General features: G+C 59.9%; 22 protein-coding genes. 11 read left to right on the forward strand and 11 right to left on the reverse strand.

Annotated features, from left to right (window positions below; genetic code table 11):
- Nucleotides 1-45 precede the first annotated feature (45 nt).
- The 3 genes from CS390_RS03380 to CS390_RS03390 are packed head-to-tail and all read left to right on the forward strand — an operon-like array spanning nucleotide 46 to nucleotide 2,823.
- Nucleotides 46-1,095, forward strand: coding sequence for a Gfo/Idh/MocA family protein (locus tag CS390_RS03380; protein WP_099773477.1), 1,050 nt, complete (start codon nucleotides 46-48; stop codon nucleotides 1,093-1,095).
- A gap of 17 nt (nucleotides 1,096-1,112) precedes the next feature.
- Nucleotides 1,113-1,928, forward strand: a complete 816-nt coding sequence (locus CS390_RS03385) for a sugar phosphate isomerase/epimerase (protein ID WP_099773478.1) — start codon at nucleotides 1,113-1,115, stop codon at nucleotides 1,926-1,928.
- Nucleotides 1,929-1,944: 16 nt separating this feature from the next.
- A complete protein-coding gene (locus tag CS390_RS03390; RefSeq protein ID WP_099773479.1) occupies nucleotides 1,945-2,823 on the forward strand; it encodes a DMT family transporter in 879 nt (292 codons plus the stop codon).
- Nucleotides 2,824-2,829: 6 nt separating this feature from the next.
- Here the strand turns inward: CS390_RS03390 and CS390_RS03395 are convergent, their stop codons facing one another.
- On the reverse strand, nucleotides 2,830-4,170 hold the full coding sequence (locus CS390_RS03395; protein ID WP_065759294.1) for an MFS transporter: 1,341 nt from the start codon (nucleotides 4,168-4,170) through the stop codon (nucleotides 2,830-2,832).
- Nucleotides 4,171-4,472: 302 nt separating this feature from the next.
- Here CS390_RS03395 and quiC point away from each other — a divergent pair, with 302 nt between their 5' ends.
- Both quiC and CS390_RS03405 read left to right on the forward strand, forming a co-directional pair.
- Nucleotides 4,473-6,380, forward strand: a complete 1,908-nt coding sequence (gene quiC, locus CS390_RS03400) for a 3-dehydroshikimate dehydratase QuiC (protein ID WP_065759293.1) — start codon at nucleotides 4,473-4,475, stop codon at nucleotides 6,378-6,380.
- A 76-nt stretch (nucleotides 6,381-6,456) separates the two neighbouring features.
- A complete protein-coding gene (locus CS390_RS03405; RefSeq protein ID WP_065759292.1) occupies nucleotides 6,457-7,125 on the forward strand; it encodes a TetR/AcrR family transcriptional regulator in 669 nt (222 codons plus the stop codon).
- 37 nt (nucleotides 7,126-7,162) lie between these two features.
- On the opposite strand, the gene CS390_RS03410 is transcribed toward CS390_RS03405, so the two are convergent.
- A complete protein-coding gene (locus CS390_RS03410) occupies nucleotides 7,163-8,017 on the reverse strand; it encodes a shikimate dehydrogenase (RefSeq protein WP_065759291.1) in 855 nt (284 codons plus the stop codon).
- A complete protein-coding gene (aroQ, locus tag CS390_RS03415; RefSeq protein ID WP_099773480.1) occupies nucleotides 8,014-8,469 on the reverse strand; it encodes a type II 3-dehydroquinate dehydratase in 456 nt (151 codons plus the stop codon). Before aroQ ends, CS390_RS03410 begins: the two co-directional genes overlap by 4 nt.
- Nucleotides 8,470-8,636: 167 nt before the next feature.
- On the opposite strand from aroQ, the gene CS390_RS03420 reads away from it, so the two are divergent.
- Nucleotides 8,637-9,803 carry an alkaline phosphatase family protein gene (locus tag CS390_RS03420; RefSeq protein ID WP_099773481.1) on the forward strand — a complete coding sequence of 389 codons (1,167 nt, stop codon included), beginning with the start codon at nucleotides 8,637-8,639 and terminating at the stop codon, nucleotides 9,801-9,803.
- Nucleotides 9,804-9,830: 27 nt separating this feature from the next.
- Here the strand turns inward: CS390_RS03420 and trmA are convergent, their stop codons facing one another.
- The 3 genes from trmA to CS390_RS03435 form a co-directional block, all read right to left on the reverse strand.
- On the reverse strand, nucleotides 9,831-10,916 hold the full coding sequence (gene trmA / locus CS390_RS03425; RefSeq protein ID WP_065759288.1) for a tRNA (uridine(54)-C5)-methyltransferase TrmA: 1,086 nt from the start codon (nucleotides 10,914-10,916) through the stop codon (nucleotides 9,831-9,833).
- Nucleotides 10,913-12,208, reverse strand: coding sequence for an NCS2 family permease (locus tag CS390_RS03430; RefSeq protein WP_099773482.1), 1,296 nt, complete (start codon nucleotides 12,206-12,208; stop codon nucleotides 10,913-10,915). Before CS390_RS03430 ends, trmA begins: the two co-directional genes overlap by 4 nt.
- 194 nt (nucleotides 12,209-12,402) lie before the next feature.
- Nucleotides 12,403-13,632, reverse strand: a complete 1,230-nt coding sequence (locus CS390_RS03435; protein ID WP_099773483.1) for an MFS transporter — start codon at nucleotides 13,630-13,632, stop codon at nucleotides 12,403-12,405.
- Nucleotides 13,633-13,990: 358 nt separating this feature from the next.
- Here CS390_RS03435 and CS390_RS03440 point away from each other — a divergent pair, with 358 nt between their 5' ends.
- Genes CS390_RS03440 through CS390_RS03450 form a run of 3 tightly spaced genes read left to right on the forward strand, consistent with a single transcriptional unit; the run spans nucleotide 13,991 to nucleotide 16,618 of the window.
- Nucleotides 13,991-15,430, forward strand: a complete 1,440-nt coding sequence (locus CS390_RS03440; RefSeq protein ID WP_099773484.1) for a cytochrome ubiquinol oxidase subunit I — start codon at nucleotides 13,991-13,993, stop codon at nucleotides 15,428-15,430.
- A 3-nt stretch (nucleotides 15,431-15,433) separates the two neighbouring features.
- On the forward strand, nucleotides 15,434-16,441 hold the full coding sequence (gene cydB / locus CS390_RS03445) for a cytochrome d ubiquinol oxidase subunit II (protein WP_065759285.1): 1,008 nt from the start codon (nucleotides 15,434-15,436) through the stop codon (nucleotides 16,439-16,441).
- Between the two features lie 21 nt (nucleotides 16,442-16,462).
- Nucleotides 16,463-16,618, forward strand: a complete 156-nt coding sequence (locus CS390_RS03450) for a DUF2474 domain-containing protein (RefSeq protein WP_099773485.1) — start codon at nucleotides 16,463-16,465, stop codon at nucleotides 16,616-16,618.
- A gap of 76 nt (nucleotides 16,619-16,694) precedes the next feature.
- Here CS390_RS03450 and CS390_RS03455 read toward each other — a convergent pair whose 3' ends face one another.
- The 3 genes from CS390_RS03455 to CS390_RS25210 form a co-directional block, all read right to left on the reverse strand.
- The gene (locus tag CS390_RS03455) at nucleotides 16,695-17,819 is read right to left on the reverse strand and encodes a methyltransferase (RefSeq protein WP_099773486.1); all 1,125 of its coding nucleotides are present in this window, start codon (nucleotides 17,817-17,819) and stop codon (nucleotides 16,695-16,697) included.
- Nucleotides 17,820-17,918: 99 nt separating this feature from the next.
- The gene (locus CS390_RS03460; RefSeq protein ID WP_256587558.1) at nucleotides 17,919-18,449 is read right to left on the reverse strand and encodes a LuxR C-terminal-related transcriptional regulator; all 531 of its coding nucleotides are present in this window, start codon (nucleotides 18,447-18,449) and stop codon (nucleotides 17,919-17,921) included.
- Complete coding sequence (locus CS390_RS25210; protein WP_256587559.1) at nucleotides 18,400-18,627, reverse strand: autoinducer binding domain-containing protein; 228 nt, start codon at nucleotides 18,625-18,627, stop codon at nucleotides 18,400-18,402. The genes CS390_RS03460 and CS390_RS25210 overlap by 50 nt, the downstream gene beginning before the upstream one ends.
- Before the next feature lie 176 nt (nucleotides 18,628-18,803).
- Here CS390_RS25210 and CS390_RS03465 point away from each other — a divergent pair, with 176 nt between their 5' ends.
- Nucleotides 18,804-19,580 (forward strand): ferredoxin--NADP reductase, encoded by a 777-nt coding sequence (locus CS390_RS03465; RefSeq protein ID WP_099773487.1) that lies wholly within the window; start codon nucleotides 18,804-18,806, stop codon nucleotides 19,578-19,580.
- A 43-nt stretch (nucleotides 19,581-19,623) separates the two neighbouring features.
- On the opposite strand, the gene mscL is transcribed toward CS390_RS03465, so the two are convergent.
- Nucleotides 19,624-20,037, reverse strand: a complete 414-nt coding sequence (gene mscL / locus CS390_RS03470; protein WP_065759280.1) for a large-conductance mechanosensitive channel protein MscL — start codon at nucleotides 20,035-20,037, stop codon at nucleotides 19,624-19,626.
- A gap of 174 nt (nucleotides 20,038-20,211) precedes the next feature.
- Between mscL and radA the strand changes: the two genes are divergently transcribed.
- On the forward strand, nucleotides 20,212-21,579 hold the full coding sequence (gene radA / locus CS390_RS03475) for a DNA repair protein RadA (RefSeq protein WP_099773488.1): 1,368 nt from the start codon (nucleotides 20,212-20,214) through the stop codon (nucleotides 21,577-21,579).
- A gap of 96 nt (nucleotides 21,580-21,675) precedes the next feature.
- Here radA and CS390_RS03480 read toward each other — a convergent pair whose 3' ends face one another.
- Nucleotides 21,676-23,202, reverse strand: a complete 1,527-nt coding sequence (locus CS390_RS03480; RefSeq protein WP_099773489.1) for a nucleobase:cation symporter-2 family protein — start codon at nucleotides 23,200-23,202, stop codon at nucleotides 21,676-21,678.
- Nucleotides 23,203-23,242: the final 40 nt, after the last annotated feature.

A 23,242-nucleotide genomic window follows, 5' to 3' on the forward strand; every position in this document is an offset into this window, starting at 1 on the left:
TAAATAAAATGCGAATAACAACAACTCACCACGAGGAGCTCGGGCTTGAATCAGCCATTGCGAATTGCCTTGATCGGGGCAGGGGTCATGGGCCGCCAGCACTATCAGCATTTACGAACACTCGACCAGGCACAGCTGTGCGCGGTGGCCGACCCGAATGAAAGTGCGGCTGAGTTTGCTGCCGAGTGCGGTGTGGCGTACTACGCCGATTACCGGCAGATGCTCGCTCTCGCCCGGCCTGAGGCCGTCATCGTCGCCAACCCGAACGCGCTGCATGTGAGTACGGCACTCGACTGCCTGGCGGCAGGGGTGCCTGTGTTACTGGAGAAACCGGTGGGTGTGCAGCTAGGGGAAGTGCGCGAACTGGTCGCGGCCTCGAAGGCTACCGGGGTGCCGGTTCTGGTTGGGCACCACCGTCGACACAATCCCTTGATTGCCCGCGCCCATGAAGTGATATCGCGTGGCGTTTTAGGGCGTTTGACCACCGTCACCGCGCTCTGGCAGTTGCGCAAGCCAGACAGCTACTTCGATATCCCGTGGCGGCGCGAGGCTGGCGCGGGGATGTTGCTGACCAACTTGATCCACGACCTCGACCTGTTGCGTTACTTGTGTGGCGAGGTTCGCCAGGTGCAGGCGATCACCAGCAACGCGGTACGCGGCTTTGGCAATGAGGACTGCGCGGCGGTGTTGCTCCAGTTCGATAACGGCGCGCTGGGCAGCCTGACCGGCTCTGATGCCGTGGCCGCGCCCTGGAGCTGGGAGCTCGACAGTGGCGAGAACCCGGTCTACTCGCGTCAGGCCGATCAACCCTGCTACCTGTTGGCAGGTACCGCGGGTGCCCTGAGCATTCCTCAGCTTAAGCGCTGGCACTACGCCGAAGCCGGGGAGGGTTGGCATCAACCGCTGCTGCAGGTGCAGGAGCCGTTCACTGCCGATGAGGCCCTGCGCCTGCAACTGCTGCACTTTATCCAGGTCGCTCGTGGCCAGGTTCAGCCGCTGGTCAGTGCGGCTGATGCTGGGCGTACGCTGGCACTGATCGAAGCCATTCGCGAGGCTGCGCGTACTGGTCGCGCCTGCGCCCCTGCCTGTCTTTAAGCCTTGAAGGAGTCATCATGAATCAACGTGTTATGTCGCTGGCGGCCTTGACGGTGCTGGAGTTGTCCCCGGTGCAGATGGTTGAAGTGGCCGCCCGGGCCGGTTACAGCCATGTTGGCTTGCGCCTGGAGCCCGCCACGCCAGAAGAGCACCATTTCCCCTTGGTGCGTGACGCCGAGCTGCGTCGTCAGACCGCTGCACGCCTGCGTGACACCGGTATCAAGGTGCTGGATGTGGAAATCCTGCGGCTCAAACCCGATACCCGTGTCGGGGATTTTGAAGCCTTGCTGAGCGTCGGCGCCGAGTTTGGCGCCACGGAGCTGCTGGTGGCCGGTAACGATCCCGATGAGCAGCGCCAGACCGATAACTTCGCCGCCCTGTGTGACCTTGCCGCTCGCTATGGCCTGCACCCCCATCTGGAATTCATGCCGTGGACTGATGCGAAGAACCTTACCCAGGCGCGGCGCATTGTCGAGAGCGCTGGGCGCGACAATGGTTGCGTGCTGATTGACGCCTTCCACTTCGATCGCTCGGGGTCGTCACTGGAAGCGCTTCGACAACTGCCGCGTTCACGCATGCGCTATGCCCAGTTGTGTGACGTGGCGGGGCCGCGCCCTGACGATATGGCTGAAATCCTGCGTCAGGCGCGTAACGAGCGGCGCTTTCCGGGCGATGGCGATTGCGATCTGCAAGGGTTGTTGCGCTGCTTGCCCTGTGACCTGCCGCTGAGCCTGGAAATCCCTACACGGCAGTTGCTTGAGCAGGGCGTCAGTGCTCTAGAGCGTGCAACGCTGGCGCTGGAAAAGACCCTTCAGGTGTTGAGCCTCCGTTGACCTGCGAGCATTGTTGATGACCCGTCCCGCTGCATTAGGTGATGTCACTCGGCCGTTGAAAGGTATTGTTTTGATTGTGGTGGCGACGTTTCTGTTCGCCAGTCACGATGCTTTGTCGAAGTACCTTTCAGGGTTTTACCCGATTCTATGGGTCGTGTGGGCTCGCTACCTGGTTCATACCCTGTTGATGATGGCCATTTTCCTGCCGCAGTCGGGGCTGCGCCTGTTGCGCACGCGTCGGCCTGCGCTGCAGGCGCTACGGGCGCTGTGTCTGCTGGCGACCAGCCTGCTGTTCACCACGGCATTGCAGTTCATCCCGTTGGCCGAAGCGACTGCGGTGAACTTCCTGGCCCCTTTGTTGGTGACGGCGCTGTCTGTGCCGCTGCTGGGGGAGCAGGTTTCCCGAGGGCAATGGCTGGCCGTTCTGGTCAGTTTTGTCGGGGTGCTGGTGATCGTTCATCCGGGAGGCAATCTGTTTACGCCTGCGGTGTTGTTACCGTTCTGTTCGGCGCTGGGTTTTTGCTTCTATCAATTGCTGACGCGCAAGCTCAGTGAAGTCGACAGCCCTAGCGCCAGTAACTTCTTTACCGGTGTCGTGAACACGTTGGTGATGAGTGCGTTGGTGCCTTTCTTCTGGCACACGCCAACCTGGGAGCATGCTGCGCTGGCCGTGGTGCTTGGCGCGTTCGGAATGATTGCGCACCTGTTCCTGACCCAGGCGTTCAGGCATGCAGCACCGGCCATGCTGGCTCCGTTCAGCTACTGCCAGGTGGTATTTGCGGGCGTATTGGGGTTTGTTCTGTTCGGACACAGCCCGGACAAGGCCGGGCTGGTGGGGATTGCACTGATATGCCTGAGCGGGCTGTGCGCTGCGTGGTTGCAGCGCAAACCCTAGATGCCCTTAGTCAGTGACGGTAGGGATCTTGCGTGGCGCCATGAAGTACATCCACAGCAGGGCGCAGAAGTACATGGCGGGGATCATGGTGAACAGTACGGTGTAGTTGTTTTGGGTGACGGTCAGAACGTAGCCCACCAACTGCGTCATGAACATGCCGCCGATGGCTGCACACATGCCGCCGAAGCCGAACACCGTGCTCATCATGTGCTTCGGTGTGTAGTCCATCACCAGGCTCCAGATGTTGGCCGTCCAGGCCTGGTGTGCGGCGATGGCCAGGGAGATGGCCAGTACCGCGACCCACAGGCTGCTGGCGCCCGCGGCGAAGATCACGCTGACGATGGTGCCGGCGAACAGCAGCATCGAGAGCAGCCGCGCCTTGATCGGGGCCATGCCGCGACCAATCAGGAACGAAGACAGGATGCCGCCACCGACACTGCCGAAGTCGGCACTCAGGTAAATCACGATCAACGGGATACCCATTTGGGTCACGTTGATGCCCAGGCTGTACTGCTGATTGAGAAACGGTGGCAGCCAGTACAGATAGAACCAGAACACTGGCGCGGTCAGAGAGTAGGCCAGGGCAAAGGCCCAGGTGCCACGCATGCGCAGGATACGAGAGAACGGCACGCGGGCTTGTTCAGGCTCGGTAGCATTCTGGATGTAGGCCAGTTCGGCTTGGCTGACTGTCGGGTGGTTTTCCGGGTTGAAGTACTTCAGCGCCCAGAATGTCACCCAGACCAGCCCGAGCATGGCCATCGCGATAAATGCAGCCTGCCAACCCCAGACGCTCAGGATCAGTGGCAGTAGCATCGGCGTGAGCATTGCCCCCACGTTGGTGCCGGCATTGAAGATGCCGGTAGCAACGGCGCGTTCGCCAGCCGGGAACCACAGGCGTGTGGTCTTGACGCAGGCCGGGTAGTTGGCCGCCTCGGTCAGGCCGAGGATGAACCGGCAGACCATGAAGCCGACAGCAGAGGTCGCCAGGCCATGTGCGCCTGTCGCGATACTCCAGAGGAGTACGGCGCAGAAGAACACACGCTTGACGCCGACCCGGTCAATCAGCCGTCCTTGCAGGACGAAACCGATGGCGTAGCCCACCTGGAACCAGAAGTTGATGTTGGCGTAGTCCATCGCTGTCCAGCTCATTTCCTTGGCCAGGATGGGCTGCATGACACCGAGTGCGGCGCGGTCGATGTAGTTCAGTGTGGTGGCGAAGAACACGAGGGCGAGCATGTACCAGCGGGTCTTGCCCACGGCCATGGCGCCACGAATCTTGTCGCCGATACCAGCATGCGGGGTGTTGCCCAGAGGCTGGGCCGAACGGGAGCTTTGTGTGTGGATCATTGTGGGTTACCCGTATTTTTTATGTTTATGGTCAAGCCAGGGTATTGGGTGACGCGCGGCGGTCGCCGAAGTACGCGGCGGTCGATTGATTGGCAGTGGTCGAGAAGCTTTTGGCTTTTTGAGCACGACTGCCCCGTGACGAAATGGTGCGCTACTGCCCGAAAATGGGTCAATTCGTCGAATGCTAATTTGTTCGATAATCGAACACAAAACTAACTAGTTCGTACCTTTTGTGTTGAGCTGCTAAAGTGGGTTGCCAATAATTCGTTCATTGCGCCATGCCTGCCTATCGGAGCCAGAAAATGCAGCGTTCGATTGCCACCGTATCCTTGAGCGGTACCCTGCCGGAAAAACTTGAAGCGATTGCCGCCGCCGGTTTCGATGGCGTCGAAATATTCGAAAATGACCTGCTCTATTACGCCGGCAGCCCTCGCGAGATTCGTCAGCGATGCGCTGATTTGGGGCTCGCGATCACGCTGTTCCAGCCGTTTCGGGACTTTGAAGGGTGCCGCCGCGATCGCCTGGCGCGCAACCTGGACAGGGCCGAGCGCAAGTTCGACCTGATGCAGGAACTGGGCACCGACCTGGTGCTGGTCTGCAGTAACGTTGCCAGTGACTCGTTGGGCGAGCGGCAGATACTGGTCGATGACCTGCGGCTGCTGGCCGAACGTGCGGGGGCTCGTGGCCTGCGTATCGGCTATGAGGCGCTGGCCTGGGGCCGCCACGTCAATACCTGGGAGCAAGTCTGGGATATCGTCAGGGAGGCCGATCATGCCAGCCTGGGGATGATTCTCGACAGTTTCCATACCCTGTCGCTCAAGGGCGACCCACGGGGTATTGCGCAGGTGCCGGGCGAGAAGATTTTCTTCGTGCAGATGGCCGACGCGCCAATCCTGGCCATGGATGTGCTGGAGTGGAGCCGTCATTTCCGCTGCTTCCCTGGGCAAGGTGAATTTGATTTGCCGGGGTTTCTTGCTCCGATTCTTTCGACAGGGTATCGCGGTCCGCTGTCGCTGGAGATCTTCAACGATGGCTTCCGGGCTGCGCCGCCACGGGCCAATGCGGCCGATGGCTTGCGTTCGCTGTTGTACCTGGAAGAGAAGACGCGGCTGTTGCTTGAGCAGTCTGGCCCGTTGCCGGATGACAACCTGCTGTTCACGCCGCCAGCGGCCAGTGCCTACGACGGCATCGAGTTTCTTGAGTTCGCGGTGGATGACGCACTGGGCGCCAAACTCTCGCATTGGCTGGAGCGCCTTGGGTTTACCAAGGCCGGTGAACACCGTTCGAAGAATGTCAGCCTGCTGCGTCAGGGCGATATCAACCTGATCCTCAATGCCGAGCCTTACTCCTTTGCGCACAACTTTTTCGAGAGCCATGGGCCTTCGCTCTGCGCTACGGCCATTCGAGTAAAAGACAGCACGCAAGCGCTGGCACGGGCGGTGGCGTATCACGGGCAGCCTTACCGCGGCCTCGTAGGCCCCAACGAGCGCGAGTTGGCGGCGGTGCGTGCGCCCGATGGCAGCCTGATCTATCTGGTCGACCAGGATGCCGAAGGGCGGACTATCTACGACACTGATTTCAGCCTGGTGCAGCAACCTGCCACGTCCCTGGGCCTGACCCGTATCGATCACATGGCGCTGGCGTTGCCGGCCGATGGCCTGGACAGTTGGGCGCTGTTTTACAAGAGCCTGCTGGACTTCAGTGCCGATGACGAGGTCGTGCTGCCCGACCCTTACGGCCTGGTCAAGAGCCGTGCGCTGCGCAGCCGTTGCACTTCGATCCGCTTGCCCTTGAACATCTCGGAGAACCGTAATACCGCGATCTCCCATGCCCTGTCGCATTACCGTGGTTCGGGCGTGCATCACATTGCGTTCGATTGTGATGACATCTTTGCCGCAGTGAAGCAGGCCAAGGAAGCCGGTGTTGCCCTGCTCGACATCCCGCTCAACTATTACGACGATCTGGCCGCACGCTTCGACTTCGATGACGAGTTCCTCAGTGAACTGGCCTATTACAACGTGCTGTACGACCGTGATGCCCAGGGCGGTGAACTGTTTCACGTGTACACCCAGCCATTTGAAGAGCGTTTCTTCTTCGAAGTGCTGCAACGACGCAACGGATACAGTGGCTACGGTGCGGCCAACGTAGCGGTGCGTTTGGCGGCGATGGCCAAGGCACGCAGCGGCAGCCAGGCACAAGTTAAACTTTAGGGGAACAGGCTTCGACTTCCTTCTCAGGCATGCGGGCCTCATAATCACGATGTTCACAGATGGCCATGAGTCCCGTATGACGACAACCCCAGCACTTTGCGCCGCCCCTACCGAGGCGGTGCGCAGAAGCCGCAAGAACAACCCTGAAAAGACGCGGGAGAGCATTCTTCAGGCGGCAATCTGCGAGTTTGTCCAGCAGGGGCTCGCAGGGGCCAGGGTCGATGCGATTGCCGAGCGCACGCATACCTCGAAGCGCATGATCTACTACTACTTCAGCAGCAAGGAGCAGTTGTACATCGAAGTGCTGGAAAAGCTCTACGGCGACATTCGCAGCACGGAAAGCAGTTTGCACCTGGCAGAGCTGGAGCCGCGTCAGGGCATTCGTCGGTTGGTCGAGTTCACCTTCGATCACCACGACCGCAATGTCGACTTTGTGCGAATCGTCTGTAACGAAAACATGCACCACGGTGACTACGTCAAACGCTCATCGGCCATCAGCTCGATGAACAAGACGGTGCTGATGGCGCTGGATGAGATTCTGCGCCGCGGTGCTGCTGAAGGGCTTTTCCGCCAAGGCCTGGAAGCCCTGGACGTGCATTTGTTGATCAGTTCGTTCTGTTTCTATCGGGTCTCGAACCGACATACGTTCGGTGAGATTTTCCAGGTCGATTTCGAGGACAGCGCAGTGAAGGCGCGCCACCGCGAAATGATTTGCGAGTCGGTGCTGCGCTACCTGCAGGCATGAGCCAGGTGCCGCTGCCGGTTGGCAGCGGCTACACGGATCAGTTCTGAAAACTGCTGAAGTGCTCGATCATCCGCTGGGCATCGGCCGGTACGCCGCTGAACAGCTCAAACGCCTTGACCGCCTGAAACACGGCCATCGTTCCGCCGTTCAGTGTCTGGCAGCCCAGCGCTCGAGCTTCGCGAAGTAAATCGGTCTCCAGTGGGAAATACACGATTTCAGCTACCCACAGGTTGCTGCGCAGCAGCGCTTTGGGCACCGGCATGCCGGGTAGTTTGGCCATGCCCATCGGCGTGGTGTTGACCAGGCCGTCGGCCTCTGCCATTGCCGCTTCCAGGTCATGCCCAACACGAGCGGGAGCTCCGGGGAAATGCTGGTTGAGGTTATCCACCAGCGCCTGGGCTCGAGCGGCCTCGACATCGAAGATGACCAGTTGCGCAACGCCTTCGCCCAGCAAGGCATGAGCCACTGCGGCGCCAGCGCCGCCAGCACCCATCTGCACCACCAGCCGACGCTGTACACCTGTGAGGCCACGGCGAAACCCTTCGGCAAAGCCCAGGCAGTCGGTGTTGTGGCCGATGCGTTTACCGTCCTTGAGCAGCACGGTGTTGACCGCGCCAATGCCCCGTGCCTCTGGCGACAGTTCGTCGAGCAGCGGCAAGATGGCCTGTTTGCACGGGAAGGTGATGTTCAGCCCGGTGAAGCCCATGTGCTCGGCGGCTGTCAGCAGTTCTTCCAGGGCACTGCTGTCGAGCTTCAAGACGTCAAGGTCGATCAGGCGATAGAGGTAGTTCAGGCCTTGTGCCGCTCCTTCATGCTCATGCAGTGCAGGGGTGCGTGAAGCCTGGATGCCGGCGCCGATCAGGCCGGCGAGAACGCTGGGTTTACGGTTCATGCCGAGTGCTCCTGAGTCGACAGCCAGTGAGCGAGATGCTCCAGGGCCAGGCGGTAGCCGTTGATGCCGAAACCGCAGAGCACGGCAACAGCAATGGACGAGACATAGCTGTGATGGCGGAACGACTCACGGGCATGCACGTTGGAAATGTGTACTTCGATAACCGGAAGCTCCACGGCTACCAAGGCGTCGCGGATGGCGACTGACGTGTGGGTCCAGGCTGCCGGATTGATCACGATGGCCGCATATCGACCACGGGCCTGGTGAATCCAGTCGAGTAGTTCGCCTTCATGGTTGGTTTGGCGAAAATCGACTTCCAGCCCCAGTTGGGCGGCACTGCGGCTGCACAGGGCGGACACATCAGCCAGGGTTTCGCGGCCATAGGTAGCCGGCTCTCGGGTGCCTAACAGGTTGAGGTTGGGACCATTGAGGACCAGGATGGTACGACTCATCGGTGGGCTCCGTTGTTGTTCTTGAGTGAGGAAACGCTGTCTCGAGCAAATTGTACTAACTGGTTAATTTGGTCAATTGGCGAGAGCCGGGTTGGCGCTTTTTCTGTTCGCTGATCGAACAGGGTGTGCTAAACCTGTTGTTTAACAACCTGACCACGGAGGGAAATATGGCGGTGCAGAGGGAAGAGAGGCCGTCACTGGAGGCGACCTGGCCGGGGCTTGCTCACCTCACCCAGTCGATTCTGGCGTCATTGGGGGGGAGGGCGTTCAACAACACCTTCAGGTTGGAGGCGGCTTCGGCAACCTGCCTGTTGTTGATCGACGGTCTGGGGTGGCACTTGCTGCACGAGCATGCGCACCGAGCACCATTTCTCGCTGCGTTGATGCGCCCTGACGGGTGTTTTCGCGTCGGCTTTCCTGCGACTACCGCGACCAGCCTGGCCTCTATCACTTCGGGCCTGGCCAGTGGCGCCCACGGAATCGTGGGTTGCAGTTTTGCCCTTGATGCGCAGACGGCGCTCTCTCCGCTGACCTGGAGCAGTTCGGCGCTGCAGGGGGAGGGCGCATGCAGCCCTGTACCTGCGCCCGACGATTTCATCGTTCAGCGCATGGCCTGGTCAAAGGCGGCAGAGCAGGGGATCGCCATCAGTACATTGATGCTTGGTCGCTACGCCACATCGGACTTTTCCAGAGCGATCTACCGTGCTGGCGAGATTCTTCCGGCAGTGGCATACGAGGCTTATCCGGCATTGGTGCGCAAGGCCCTCGAGGCAGAGCGTCCGGCCTTGTGTTTCGCTTACTTCGGTGACCTGGATTTTGCTGGGCACGTGTATGGGCCGGGCTCCGAGCCGTGGCTCAAACAGCTGGAGATTGCTGACCAATTGGCCCAGTCGATTGCCCTGTACCTGCCCGCGGGTGCCGATCTGAAGGTCATCGCGGACCATGGCATGGTTCGGCTGGACAGCGCACGGGTGGTCGATTTCGATGAGGATGCAACCCTGCAGCAAGGCGTACATGCCGTGGCTGGGGATATACGGGCGCGTCATGTCTACGTGGCGGAGCATCAGCTGGACCGGGTGTTGGCACGCTGGCAAGAGCGCCTCGGCGACGCCTATACGGTGCTGAGCAAGGCCCAGGCAATCAAGCAGAGTCTGTTCGGTGACGTGGTGCTGAGCGGGGCCGAAGCCCGTATTGGCGACCTGATCGTGATACCCCGTGGGCATGGGGGGATCATTCGCAGTCAGGTGGAGAAGCACGCCAGCCAGTGGTTGGGCCACCATGGCGGGCTGGCTGACGAGGATCAATGGGTGCCCTTGTTGCGGTACACCCCCTGACCCTCTTGCCATCAGGATGGCTGTCGATCAACGTCGTACCAACAACACCCCGCTTTCCATGTGGTGGGTGTAGGGGAACTGGTCGAACAATGCACAGCGCTCGATACGGTGTGTGTCGTGCAACTGGGCGATGTTGGCCGCGAGGGTCTCCGGGTTGCAGGAGATGTACAGGATGTTGTCGAAACGTCGTGTCAGCTCACAGGTATCCGGGTCCATGCCCGCACGCGGTGGATCGACGAAGACGCTGCCAAACTGGTAGCTCTTCAGGTCGATCCCTTCCAGGCGGCGGAAGGGGCGCACATCATTGAGCGCTTCAGTCAGTTCTTCGGCGGACAGGCGCACCAGGCGTACGTTATCCACAGCGTTGTCATCGAGGTTGTGCAGGGCGGCATTGACTGACGTCTTGCTAATCTCGGTGGCCAGTACCTTGCGAACCCGGGTAGCGAGCGGCAAGGTGAAGTTACCGTTGCCGCAGTACAGCTCCAGCAGGTCGTCCTGGCGCTCACCCAGCGCGTCATAGGCCCAGTTCAGCATCTTCTGGTTGACCGTGCCGTTGGGTTGGGTGAACGCGCCTTCGGGCTGACGGTAGCGGAAACTGCGTCCAGCCACCTGCAGCTCTTCGACCGCATAGTCGCGGCCGATCACCACACGCTTGCCCTTGGAGCGACCGATGATGCTTGCATTCAGGTCGCTGGCCAACTGCCGCGCTGCAGCCTCCCAGTGCTCGTCCAATGGCCGGTGATAGCACAGGGTAATCATCGCGTCACCGGCCAGGGTGGTGAGGAACTCCACCTGGAACAGTTTGAAGCTCAAGGCCGAGCTGGCTTGCCAGGCGGCTTTGAGCTTGGGCATCAGTTCGTTGATACGCAGGCTGGCGATCGGGAAGTCTTCGATCAGGATCGGCGTGTGCTTTTCGCCAGGGGCGAACATTGCATAGAAGCGCTGCTCGTTTTCACGCCAGAGGCGGAACTCGGCACGCAGGCGATAGTGCTCGCGCGGTGAGTCGAAGACGGCCGGTTCAGGTGCTGCGAAAGGCGCCAGCAGCTCGCGCAGGCGAGCGACCTTGGCGTCCAATTGTTGGCTGTAAGTTGCAGGATCGAGGACAGCACTCATGCGTTGAACCAGCCCAGTTTGATGACGAACAGAATCGACAGGATCACCAGCGCCGAATTGACCTCGCGGCCACGGCCAGAGATCAGCTTGATGACCGTCCAGGAAATGAAACCAAAGGCGATGCCGTTGGCAATCGAGTAGGTCAGCGGCATCGCCAGGGCCGTAATGACCACGGGTGCGGCTTCAGTGATGTCGTCCCAGTTTATTTCGGCCAGGCCCGAGGCCATCAGTACGGCGACGAACAGCAGCGCCGGCGCCGTAGCATAGGCGGGCACGCTGCCGGCCAACGGTGCAAAGAACAGCGCCAGCAGGAACAGCACGGCGACCACGACTGCTGTCAGCCCGGTACGTCCACCGGCGCTGACACCAGCGGCCGACTCAATGTAGCTGGTGGTGGTCGAGGTACCCAGCAGCGAACCGGCCATGGCTGCAGTACTGTCGGCGATCAGGGCGCGCCCCATCTTCGGCATGTGGCCGTCCTTGCCCATCAGGCCAGCACGTTTGGCAACGCCAATCAGGGTGCCCGAATTGTCGAACAGGTCGACGAACAGGAAGGCAAAGATCACGCTGATCAGGCCAATGTCCAGGGCACCCTTGATATCCAGCTGCAGGAAGGTTGGCGCCAGTGACGGTGGCATCGACATTACCCCACCGAACTCGCTGAAGCCCAGCGTGATGGAGGCCAGGGTGACGGCGAGAATGCCGATCAGTACGGCACCACGCACCTTCAGTGCTTCCAGTGCAACGATCAGAAAGAAGCCCAGGGTGGCGAGTATCGGTGCGGGTTGCTTCAGGTCGCCCAGGCCGACCACGGTTGCCTTGTGGGCGACCACGATGCCAGCGTTGTGCAGGGCGATCAGTGCCAGGAACAGACCGATACCGGCGGCAATGGCCGAGCGCAGCGGCAGCGGGATGCTGTTGACGATCCATTCGCGGATACGAAAAATCGACAGCAGAAAGAACAACACGGCGGAAATGAACACTGCCCCCAGCGCGACTTGCCAGGTGTGGCCCATGTTCAGGACGACGGTGTAGGTAAAGAAGGCGTTCAGGCCCATCCCTGGTGCCAGCGCGATCGGGTAGTTGGCGATCACGCCCATGACGGTCGAGCCGATGGCGGCAGCCAGGCAGGTGGCGACGAAGACCGCGCCTTTGTCCATGCCGGTTTCGCCGAGGATGCTGGGGTTGACGAACAGAATGTAGGCCATCGCCAGGAACGTGGTGACGCCCGCCAGGATTTCGGTGCGCACGTTGGTGTTGTGTGCTTTTAGTTGAAACAGCCTTTCCAGCATGCCTGCTCCCGTGGCGCGCGCTGGCGCCGTGAATGATCGACCCAACTAGCAAAGCACAGACCATACCGGGAGGCTGTGTATTTTCCTTGGGTCGGGAAAAAGCCGCGCATCATACCAGCATGATCGACGAGGAGTAATGCAGATACGCCCATCTTGGGCGCTGGCATGGTATCCGCAGGAAGGCGTGGCGTTGTCTATAAGGGTTTGACCGTGTGCAAGTGATCGCGGCTGGCCAGGCTTGGGAACAGTTTTATCCACAGCCCGGTCACCAGCAGTGTTCCAACACCGCCCATGACCACCGCAGGCACCGTCCCAAACCAGTGCGCTGTCAGCCCCGACTCAAACTCGCCGAGCTGGTTTGAAGCGCCAATGAACAGGCCATTGACGGCGCTGACCCGCCCACGCATTTCATCCGGGGTTTCCAGTTGTACGAACGCTCCGTGAATCACCATGCTGATCATGTCGGCGGCACCCAGTACGGCCAACACCGCCAGTGAGAGCCAGAACGATGTGGACAGGCCGAAGGCGATGGTCGCCACGCCAAATACCCCGACGGCAGTGAACATGATGCGACCGACCTGACGCTCGACCGGAAACCGTGCCAACCACAGCGACATCAGCAAGGCGCCAACGGCGGGGGCGGAGCGCAACAAGCCCAGGCCCCAGGGGCCGGTGAGCAGAATGTCCTTGGCGAACACGGGCAACAGCGCGGTGGCACCGCCCAGCAGTACAGCAAACAGGTCTAATGAGATGGCGCCGAGAATGTCCGGGCGGCTGCGAATGAAGCGGACACCGGCCAGCAGTGACTCCAGGCTGGCGCGACCCTGCGTCAAGGGGCTTTGCTGGGCGCTCAGACCAAGGCTCAGGGCACATGCGATCACGTACAGCAGCACGGTAGGCCCGTACACCCAGACACTGCCGAAGGCGTAGAGAAAACCGCCCAGTGCCGGTGCGACGATGGTTGCCGACTGCATCGCTGAGGCCGATGCCGCCACTGCGCGGGGGAACAACTGTGCGGGCACCACATTTGGCAGCAGCGCCTGGGTTGCCGGCATTTCAAACGAGCGTGCGCTGCCGAGCAGAAAGGCCAGCAGGAAAATCAGCTCGCGGCTGATCGTGCCTGTGCTGCTACCGACCACCAGCGTCAGGGCGATCAGGGCCTGAGCAGCCTGGCAGAAGGCGGCGACACGACGCCGGTCGTAGCGGTCGGCGACATGCCCGGTGTGCAGCATGAACAGCACCCTGGGGGCAAACTCCACCAGGCCGACCAGGCCGAGGTCAAGCACGCTGCCGGTCAATTGATAAAGGTGCCAACCGATGGCCACGGTGAGCATTTGAAAGCCGCTGGCAGTGAACACCCGAGCGAACCAGAAAGCCAGGAAGGGGCGGTGTTGACGGAGCAGTAACGGAGCTTGGGCAGACATGAGCGCAAACGGGCCTGAGCAAGGAGAAGGCGGCCAGCGTAGCACTGCATGTAACAAGAGGTTGCAAGAAAGCCCAAGAGTGGGCGGTTAGCGCACCAAACAGCTACCTCGTAAAGGGGGTGAGGCAACCGGTCACGCGGCAATCGACCACATAACCTGCGCAGGCGTTCGGGACTATTCTGTTTTTCATACGTTGATCTGCGTCAATAGTTGCAGATGCAACGAATCGGCCCCGTGGCCGTAAATCCCTACGATTGCTGTTTCCAGAACAACTCCAATGTGTGGCACTCAATAGCCGTGGGGGCAGTTGGCGCAAAGGCATTCGCCGCGCGCCAGATTACCTGACAGAGGAAGCACTATGTTCGGTTTGGAGGCACTCGATCTCGCCCGAATCCAGTTCGCGTTTACCGTCTCGTTCCATATCCTGTTCCCGGCCATCACCATTGGCCTGGCGAGCTACCTGGCGGTGCTCGAAGGCCTGTGGCTCAAGACTAACAACAGCGTTTACCGCGACCTGTATCACTTCTGGTCGAAGATCTTCGCCGTGAACTTCGGTATGGGTGTGGTATCCGGCCTGGTCATGGCGTACCAGTTCGGCACCAACTGGAGCCGTTTCTCCGATTTCGCCGGGGCCGTCACTGGGCCTTTGCTGACCTACGAGGTATTGACCGCCTTCTTCCTTGAGGCCGGTTTCCTTGGCGTCATGCTCTTCGGCTGGAACCGTGTAGGCCGCGGTCTGCACTTTTTCTCCACCCTCATGGTCGCCCTTGGCACCTTGGTCTCGACCTTCTGGATCCTTGCCTCGAACAGCTGGATGCAGACCCCTCAGGGTTACGAGATCATTGATGGTCGAGTGATTCCGGTGGATTGGCTGGCTGTCATCTTCAACCCATCCTTCCCTTATCGTCTGGCGCACATGGCGACCGCGGCGTTTGTCGCGACGGCATTCTTTGTCGGTGCGTCGGCGGCCTGGCATCTACTGCGTGGGCGCGACAACCCGGCGATCCGCAAGATGCTATCGATGGCCATGTGGATGGCCTTGATCGTCGCGCCGGTTCAAGCGGTTATCGGCGATTTCCATGGATTGAACACCCTCAAGCACCAGCCGGTGAAAATTGCAGCTATTGAAGGGCACTGGGAAAACGTCGGAGACGAGCCGACCCCGTTGATTCTGTTCGGCATCCCCGACATGAAGGCCGAGACTACCCATTTCAAACTGGAGATCCCGGCACTGGGCAGCCTGATCCTGACCCACAGCCTGGATAAACAAGTGCCGGCGATGAAGGAGTTTGCCCCTGAAGACAGGCCGAACTCGACTGTGGTCTTCTGGTCGTTCCGGATCATGGTCGGCCTCGGCATGCTGATGATTGCGGTCGGCCTATGGAGTGTCTGGTTGCGCCTGCGTGGCAGCCTCTACAGTTCGCGGCCATTCCTCTACTTTACCCTGTGGATGGGCCCGTCCGGTTTGATCGCAGTACTCGCCGGGTGGTTCACCACTGAAGTCGGTCGTCAGCCGTGGGTGGTCTATGGCCTGATGCGTACTGCCGACGGAGCCTCGAATCATAGTTACACCCAGTTGGGCGTGACGCTGGTGATGTTCGTGGTGGTGTATTTCGCGCTGTTCGGAGCAGGTTTGGGCTACATGATGCGCCTGGTGCGAAAGGGGCCGAAAACTGACGAAGGCAAGGAAGTCAGCACTGGCGGTCCTGGTCAGCAACGCACTCCGGCACGGCCGCTGTCTGCTGCGGGTGACGATAACCACGACGGCGAAAACCTCAGCCTGAACAAGGGGAACTGAATCATGGGTATCGATCTACCGCTGATCTGGGCCGTGATCATCATCTTCGGGATCATGATGTACGTGATCATGGATGGTTTCGATCTGGGGATTGGCATGCTCTTCCCCTTCATCAAGGACGACCGTGACCGCGACGTGATGATGAACACTGTTGCGCCGGTCTGGGACGGTAACGAAACCTGGCTGGTGTTGGGCGGCGCGGCATTGTTTGGCGCCTTCCCGCTGGCCTATGCCGTGGTGCTGTCAGCGCTGTACCTGCCGTTGATGCTGATGCTGGTCGGGCTGATCTTCCGTGGCGTGGCCTTCGAGTTCCGTTTCAAGGCCAAGGCCGACAAGCGTCACATCTGGGACAAGGCGTTCATTGGTGGCTCGCTTGCGGCCACCTTCTTCCAGGGGGTCGCGTTGGGTGCCTTCATTGAAGGCTTCAAGGTGGTCGACCGTTCCTACGCCGGTGGTAGCCTGGACTGGTTGAGCCCGTTCAGCCTGTTCTGTGGCGTTGGCTTGGTAGTCGCCTACACCCTGCTGGGCTGTACCTGGCTGATCATGAAAACCGAAGGCAAGTTGCAGAAGCAGATGCACGATCTGGCGCGGCCGTTGGCGTTGGTGCTTCTGGCGGTGACCGGCATCGTCAGCCTGTGGACGCCGCTTGCGCACCCGGACATCGCCACGCGCTGGTTCAGCCTGCCGAATCTGTTCTGGTTCCTGCCGGTACCGATCCTGGTGCTGGTCACCCTCTATGGCCTGCTCAAGGCAGTGGCGCGTAATGCCCACTACACCCCGTTCCTGCTGACCCTGGTGTTGATTTTCCTGGGCTACAGCGGGCTGGGTATCAGCCTGTGGCCGAACATCATCCCGCCATCGATCTCTATTTGGGATGCTGCTGCTCCACCACAAAGCCAGGGCTTCATGCTGGTCGGCACCTTGTTCATCATCCCGTTCATTCTGGGTTACACCTTCTGGAGCTACTACGTGTTTCGCGGCAAGGTGACCCACGAAGACGGCTACCACTAGGGTTTGAATGGAGGGTGTGAAATGGCTGTTAAAGAAACCGTTAACGCCGAAAACAAACCGCTCTGGCAACGCTTGGGTTGGTTGGCGGTGATCTGGACGGGCAGCGTCGTGACCTTGGGGATATTCGCTTGGCTGATGCGCCTGTTCATGAGCGCTGCCGGCCTTAGCACCCATTAGGCAAACTCCCATTACCGCCTTGCGGCGGCCTCTCACCCTTCGTAGCGGTTCGCTACGAAGGGTTTTTTTTGCCTGTTCACTTGCGCGCTTTCAACACCACGAACTTGGGGTTGGCCCCGACTTGTTCGACGCCACGGAACAGCCGCGCCAGTTTGCTGTGGTAACCCAGGTGGCGGTTACCGACGATGTAAAGTGCACCGCCGGGGACCAGTGCTTCGCGGGCCTGCTGGAACATGCGCCAGGCCAGAAAGTCGCCGACCACCTGCTGCTGATGGAACGGCGGGTTGCACAGCACCACGTCCAGTGAGCGCTCGGGCTGGCTGGCCAGGCCATCGTCGGCGCGCACTTCCACGTCACGCTCACCCAGCGCCGCGTGCCAGTTGTCACGGGCCGACTGAACCGCCATATAGGACTCGTCGACCAGTGTGTACTGTGCCTGTGGGTTGGCCAGCGCACTGACGATCGCCAGCACGCCGTTACCGCAGCCAAGGTCGGCGACCCGCGCTTGCCCGAGGTTCTTTGGCAGGTACGGAAGGAAGGCTCGTGTGCCGATGTCCAGGCCTTCGCGGCAGAACACGTTGGCATGGTTGAGCAGGTTCAACGCCGGTTCGTCCAGACGATAGCGGCTCGGGTAGGGCGAGGTGAAGGGGGCTTTGCTTTCTGCCGTGGCGATCAGCAAGCGTGCCTTCTTGCGCGCCAGGGAGGCCTGCACCGGGCCGATGTACTTTTCCAGCAGATCGCCAGCGGCACGTGGCAAGTGCTTGATCATCGCGCCAGCGATGACCTGAGCGCCTGGAGCCAGATGCCCCTGCAGGCGAATCAACTGCTCCTCAAGCAACGCCAGGGTTTTGGGAACGCGCACCAGCACACGCTCGAACGGGCCTTGCCACGCGGTACTGGCCGGAACAAAGGTGACACTGTCGAAGGGCTGACCGTTACGCGGCAGGTTCTTTTCCAGACCGAGCCTTGCCAGGTATGAGTCGCCACTGCTGACCACCTGTACATGACGGCTCAAACTGATGGCCAAGGCACCAAAACTGTCATTCAGTACCAGCACCCGAGCACTGCTCGGCAGCGCCTGTTCGGCCAGGTGCTCAAGCAGGTACTCATCGGCGGCATCGAACGCTTGTAGGGGGTCGTTGGCTTGTTCGGGTTGGCGGATCAGGTCAAGTTCGGCAAAGGGGTTGATCAGCAAGGGCATGGCATAAAACTCTGGGGCATCGGCGGCCGTCGCGGCGAGCGACGGCAAGTTGACGACGATTCTACAGGGTTTACACCGCACTGACTGGCGCTTGGCGCGTCATAAAAGGCCATTCATGGCGGCCCGGACAACCGCGCTGGTCTTGTTGTTGGTATTCATCTTGGCCATGACGCTACGGATATGGAAATTAACGGTGCTTTCAGACAAGGCCAGAATACAGGCGATGTCGGCCGCGGTTTTACCCTCGGCGGACCACTTGAGCACTTCGATTTCCCGAGCAGACAATTCATATGTCAGGCGTTTGGGTGGGTGAATGCGCTCTACGATCAGGGTGTGTATCAGGTTACATAGCCATAAGGTATGGCAGGCCTTGTCAAAGAACTCGGCAGTCGTTATGGGGCCATTCGCCCGAAGCACGCTGAGCATGCTCTGATTGCCGCGAGCATCGTGTATGGCCAGGCTCCAGCCGAAACGCAGGCCAAAGGACTGTGCTTCCTCCCAGTATTCGGGAACCTCGGCAAAAGCGTTGTCATCCCAGAGAATGGCGGCCAGTGATTGCTGACAATGGGTTGCTATGGGGTCAATCTTGACGTAATCGCCCTGTTGGTTGGTAGCGCGTGTTCCATTCACTTGGAAAGTTGTTCAGGAGTATGTACTGAGGGGATTGGGTCGCAACGTGCCTGCGGATCGTGAACCCCAGGAAGTCCATGCCGAGTTGCTTTGCCAGGGACAGTGCAATTTCAAACAGCTGCTGTTCGTTGTGTTCATTGAGCAGCTGTTGCATCTGCTCCTGGTTCCAATAGGGCATGGCAAGTCACCTCCTTTTGATGGATCCAAACTCCGTGTATTTTTGATTGTAGGAAAAGTCCTAGTATTTGCTTGGGTTATTTTGCGATAGCAGGTGCAGGTATCGCTTACTAATCGTCCGTGTTTATGCGGCGCATTTTGCGAGACACTGGTCTTAATCGACGATTGGAGCAGGTCATGACTGCCAGCGAGGAGAAGTTCACGCGTCAAATGCTGCTGGATGTTCAGCCGCTGACCCCGAGTCTGTTCAGTTTGCGGATTACGCGTGACCAGGGGTTTCGTTTCCGTGCCGGGCAGTTCGCGCGCCTTGGTGTGACACGGGCTGATGGCAGTGTGGTCTGGCGTGCGTACTCAATGGTCAGCGCCCCGCACGATGAGTACCTCGATTTCTTTTCCATCGTGGTGCCGGGAGGAGAGTTCACAAGTGAACTCAGCCGTTTGCGTCAAGGCGACAGCCTGCTGATTGATCGCCAGGCATTCGGGTTTCTGACCCTGGACCGCTTCGTGGGTGGACGTGATCTGTGGTTGTTGGCAACCGGCACGGGTATCGCTCCCTTTCTATCAATCCTGCAGGATTTTGAAGTATGGGAGCGGTTTGAACGCATCAAGTTGGTGTATTCGGTGCGTGAGGCCCGGGAACTGGCTTATCAGCCGCTGATTGCGGGCCTTGAACAGCGCGATTACCTGGCCGAGTACGCGGGTGCGTTGCAGTTCATTCCCATCGTTACCCGCGAGCAACACCCGGGGGCACTCAATGGGCGTATCACTCGATTGATCGAGAATGGCGAACTGGAGCGTGTTGCCGGTGCAGCACTGACGCCCGAGCATTCACGGGTGATGATCTGTGGTAACCCGCAGATGATCGATGACACCCGAGCGCTACTCAAACAGCGCGACATGCAATTGAGCCTGAGCCGTCGGCCCGGCCAGGTTGCAGTGGAAAACTACTGGTAGCAGCATCAGGCGCTGGCGCACGCGGGCGCCAGCGTTGTGTCGCTTACGGCTTGTTGCTTTGGTTCTTGAGCAGATCACGAATCTCAGTCAGCAGCTCTTCTTCCTTGGTAGGGACAGGGGGCGCGCTGGGTGCAACGGCTTCTTCGCGCTTGAGCCGGTTGATCGCCTTTACCCCCATGAAAATGGCGAAGGCGACGATGATGAAGTCGATGACGGTCTGGATGAACTTCCCATAGGCCATGACCACTGCGGGCACATCACCTTCGGCGGCTTTCAGGGTGACTGCCAGGTCGCTGAAGTCCACCCCACCAATCAGCAGCCCAATGGGTGGCATCACTACATCACCGACAAAAGATGAAACGATTTTGCCGAAGGCTGCGCCGATAATGATACCGACCGCCATGTCGACCACGTTGCCCTTGACCGCAAAGGCTTTGAATTCACTGAGCACGCCCATGGTTTATTCCCTGTAACAGATGAGATTGGTGAAAACAGTGTAAATCAGCTATGCGAGTCATGCTTATCGCTGCGGCTACAGACTGTGGTTATACCGAAAAGTTTTGTCTTCCAGGGTTAGCCCCGCGGGCTTGCCTGCTCGGCTATCATGGCGGTTTTTCCAGGAGACCGCCCCATGGCCAAAGCCAAGCGCATGTACGGCTGCACCGAGTGTGGTGCGACCTTTCCGAAGTGGGCCGGGCAATGCGGTGAATGCGGTGCATGGAATACCCTGATCGAAACCGTTTTGGAAAGTGGCGCAGCCGCAGCGCCCAGTGGCCGCAGTGGCTGGGCGGGGCAGCAGGCGCAGATCAAGACCCTGGCAGAAGTCAGTGTCGAAGAAATTCCGCGTTTCACCACGGCCAGTGTCGAGCTTGACCGTGTACTCGGTGGCGGGCTGGTGGATGGTTCGGTGGTGTTGATCGGCGGCGACCCGGGTATTGGCAAGTCGACCATCCTGCTCCAAACCCTTTGCAACATTGCGACCCGCCTTCCGGCGCTTTATGTCACGGGCGAGGAGTCGCAGCAGCAAGTGGCCATGCGTGCGCGCCGCCTGGGTTTACCGCAGGACCAGTTGCGGGTCATGACCGAAACCTGCATTGAGAACATCATTGCTACTGCCCGGGCGGAAAAGCCCAAGGTGATGGTTATCGACTCGATCCAGACCATCTTCACCGAGCAATTGCAGTCGGCCCCTGGCGGTGTCTCGCAGGTGCGCGAAAGTGCGGCCTTGTTGGTGCGTTATGCCAAACAGAGCGGTACGGCCATTTTCCTGGTCGGTCACGTGACCAAGGAAGGCGCCTTGGCCGGGCCGCGCGTGCTGGAGCATATGGTCGATACCGTGCTGTATTTTGAAGGTGAGTCCGATGGACGCCTGCGTTTGCTGCGGGCCGTGAAGAACCGTTTTGGTGCCGTCAATGAACTGGGCGTGTTCGGCATGACCGACCGTGGCCTCAAGGAAGTTTCCAACCCTTCGGCCATCTTCCTCACCCGTGCCCAGGAGGAGGTTCCCGGCAGCGTAGTCATGGCCACCTGGGAGGGAACTCGGCCGATGCTGGTGGAAGTTCAGGCGCTGGTTGACGACAGCCACCTGGCGAATCCTCGGCGAGTGACGCTTGGTCTGGATCAGAACCGGCTGGCAATGCTCCTGGCGGTGCTGCACCGCCATGGTGGCATCCCGACCCATGACCAGGACGTGTTCCTCAACGTGGTCGGTGGCGTGAAAGTGCTGGAAACCGCCTCTGACCTCGCACTGTTGGCGGCGGTGATGTCGAGCCTGCGCAATCGCCCCTTGTCCCAGGACCTGCTGGTGTTCGGTGAGATTGGCCTGTCGGGTGAAGTCCGTCCGGTTCCCAGTGGGCAGGAGCGCCTCAAGGAAGCCGCCAAGCATGGCTTCAAGCGCGCCATTGTTCCCAAGGGTAATGCGCCCAAGGAAGCCCCTGCAGGCTTGCAGGTCATTGCGGTCACGCGCCTTGAGCAGGCGCTGGATGCGTTGTTCGAGTGACGCATCAGGCCTGCAAATGAAAAGGGCCGACGATTCCTCGTCGGCCCTTATGCTGCTCAGTGCATCAGTGCATCAGTGCATCAGTGCATCAGTGCATCAGTGTTCAGCCGCAGCGGTTCGTCGTTCTGACGGTGCGCCATGGCCGTGGTCGTGTTCGCTGATGACCGGAATCTCCTTGCCGTCGGCATCGAACAGCTTGCCGTCCTCGAAGTAATCACCGTCGCGCAGGGCGGAAATGTCCGAGTAATTGATCGTGCGCTCGTAAGCGGCAGCAAACACCGACTGTTGATCCGAGTTGCCAGTCGTGAAGTGGTTGAACGTCAGGTTCAGAAGAATCGCCATGATCGCCGCCGAGCTGATGCCGGAGTGGAAGATGGTTTCAAACCAGCTTGGGAAATGGTCATAGAAGGTCGGTGCAGCGATCGGGATCATGCCGAAGCCCAGCGAGGCGGCGACGATGATCAGGTTCATGTTGTTGCGGTAGTCCACTTTCGACAGCGTGCGAATACCGCTGGCAGCAACCGTGCCGAACAGTACGATACCGGCACCGCCCAGTACTGAGGTTGGTACGGCGGCAATGATGCGCCCCATGATTGGCAGAAGCCCCAGCACCACCAGAATCACCCCGCCGGTTGCCACTACGTAGCGGCTCTTGACGCCCGTCACAGCCACCAGGCCAACGTTCTGGGCGAAGGCGCTCTGGGTGAAGGAGCCGAAGATGGGCGCAAGGATGCTCGACGCCATGTCGGCGCGCAGGCCATTGCCCAAGCGCTTGGAGTCAACCTTGGTGTCGATGATTTCGCCAACCGCGAGAATATCCGCCGAGGTTTCTACCAAGGTCACCATGATCACGATGCACATCGACAGAATGGCGGCGATGTGAAAGGTCGGCATACCGAAATGGAACGGTTCAGGAAAGGCCACCAGCGGGCCGTCCAGCACCTTGGAGAAATCCGCCATGCCCAGTGACCAGGCAATCAGTGTGCCGATGACCATGGCCAGCAGGATCGACAGGCGAGAGATCGCTGCGCTACCGAGTTTGCTGAGTACCAGCACGATGGCGAAGGTCAGGGCCGCCAGGCCGATGTTGGCCATGCTGCCAAACTCTGGCGATTTACTGTTGCCACCCATGACCCAGCGCGCCGCCACGGGCATCAGTGTCAGGCCGATGGTGGTGATGACGATACCGGTGACCAACGGCGGGAAGAACTTGGTAATGCGTGAGAAGACGGGCGTGATCAGGAAGCCTATCAGCGATGCGGCCATGACCGCACCCAACACGCCAGGCAGACCTCCACCGCCTTCGCTGCTGAGAATGGCGCCCATGGTTGCCACGCCTGCGAATGAAACGCCCTGTACCAATGGCAACTGGCAGCCAAAGAACGGTAAGCCGAGGGTTTGTAGCAGTGTTGCAAGACCACCCGCGAACAATGAGGCCGCAATCAACAAACCGATATCAGCCGGCCCCAGTCCCGCGGCCTGGCCGAGAATCAAGGGAACCGCAACGATACCGCCGTACATGGTCAATACGTGTTGCAGGCCGTAAGCCAGGTTGGCGCCGAGGCCTAGGTTTTCGTCTTCGGGACGTTGCGCTGAAGACGTGCTAGCGGAGGACGTATTCATGAGGAGCAGGGTCTCTGTTTTATTGTTGTGGGCCTACTGT

It is taken from the genome of Pseudomonas sp. HLS-6, assembly GCF_002753995.1.
Taxonomy (GTDB): domain Bacteria; phylum Pseudomonadota; class Gammaproteobacteria; order Pseudomonadales; family Pseudomonadaceae; genus Aquipseudomonas; species Aquipseudomonas defluvii.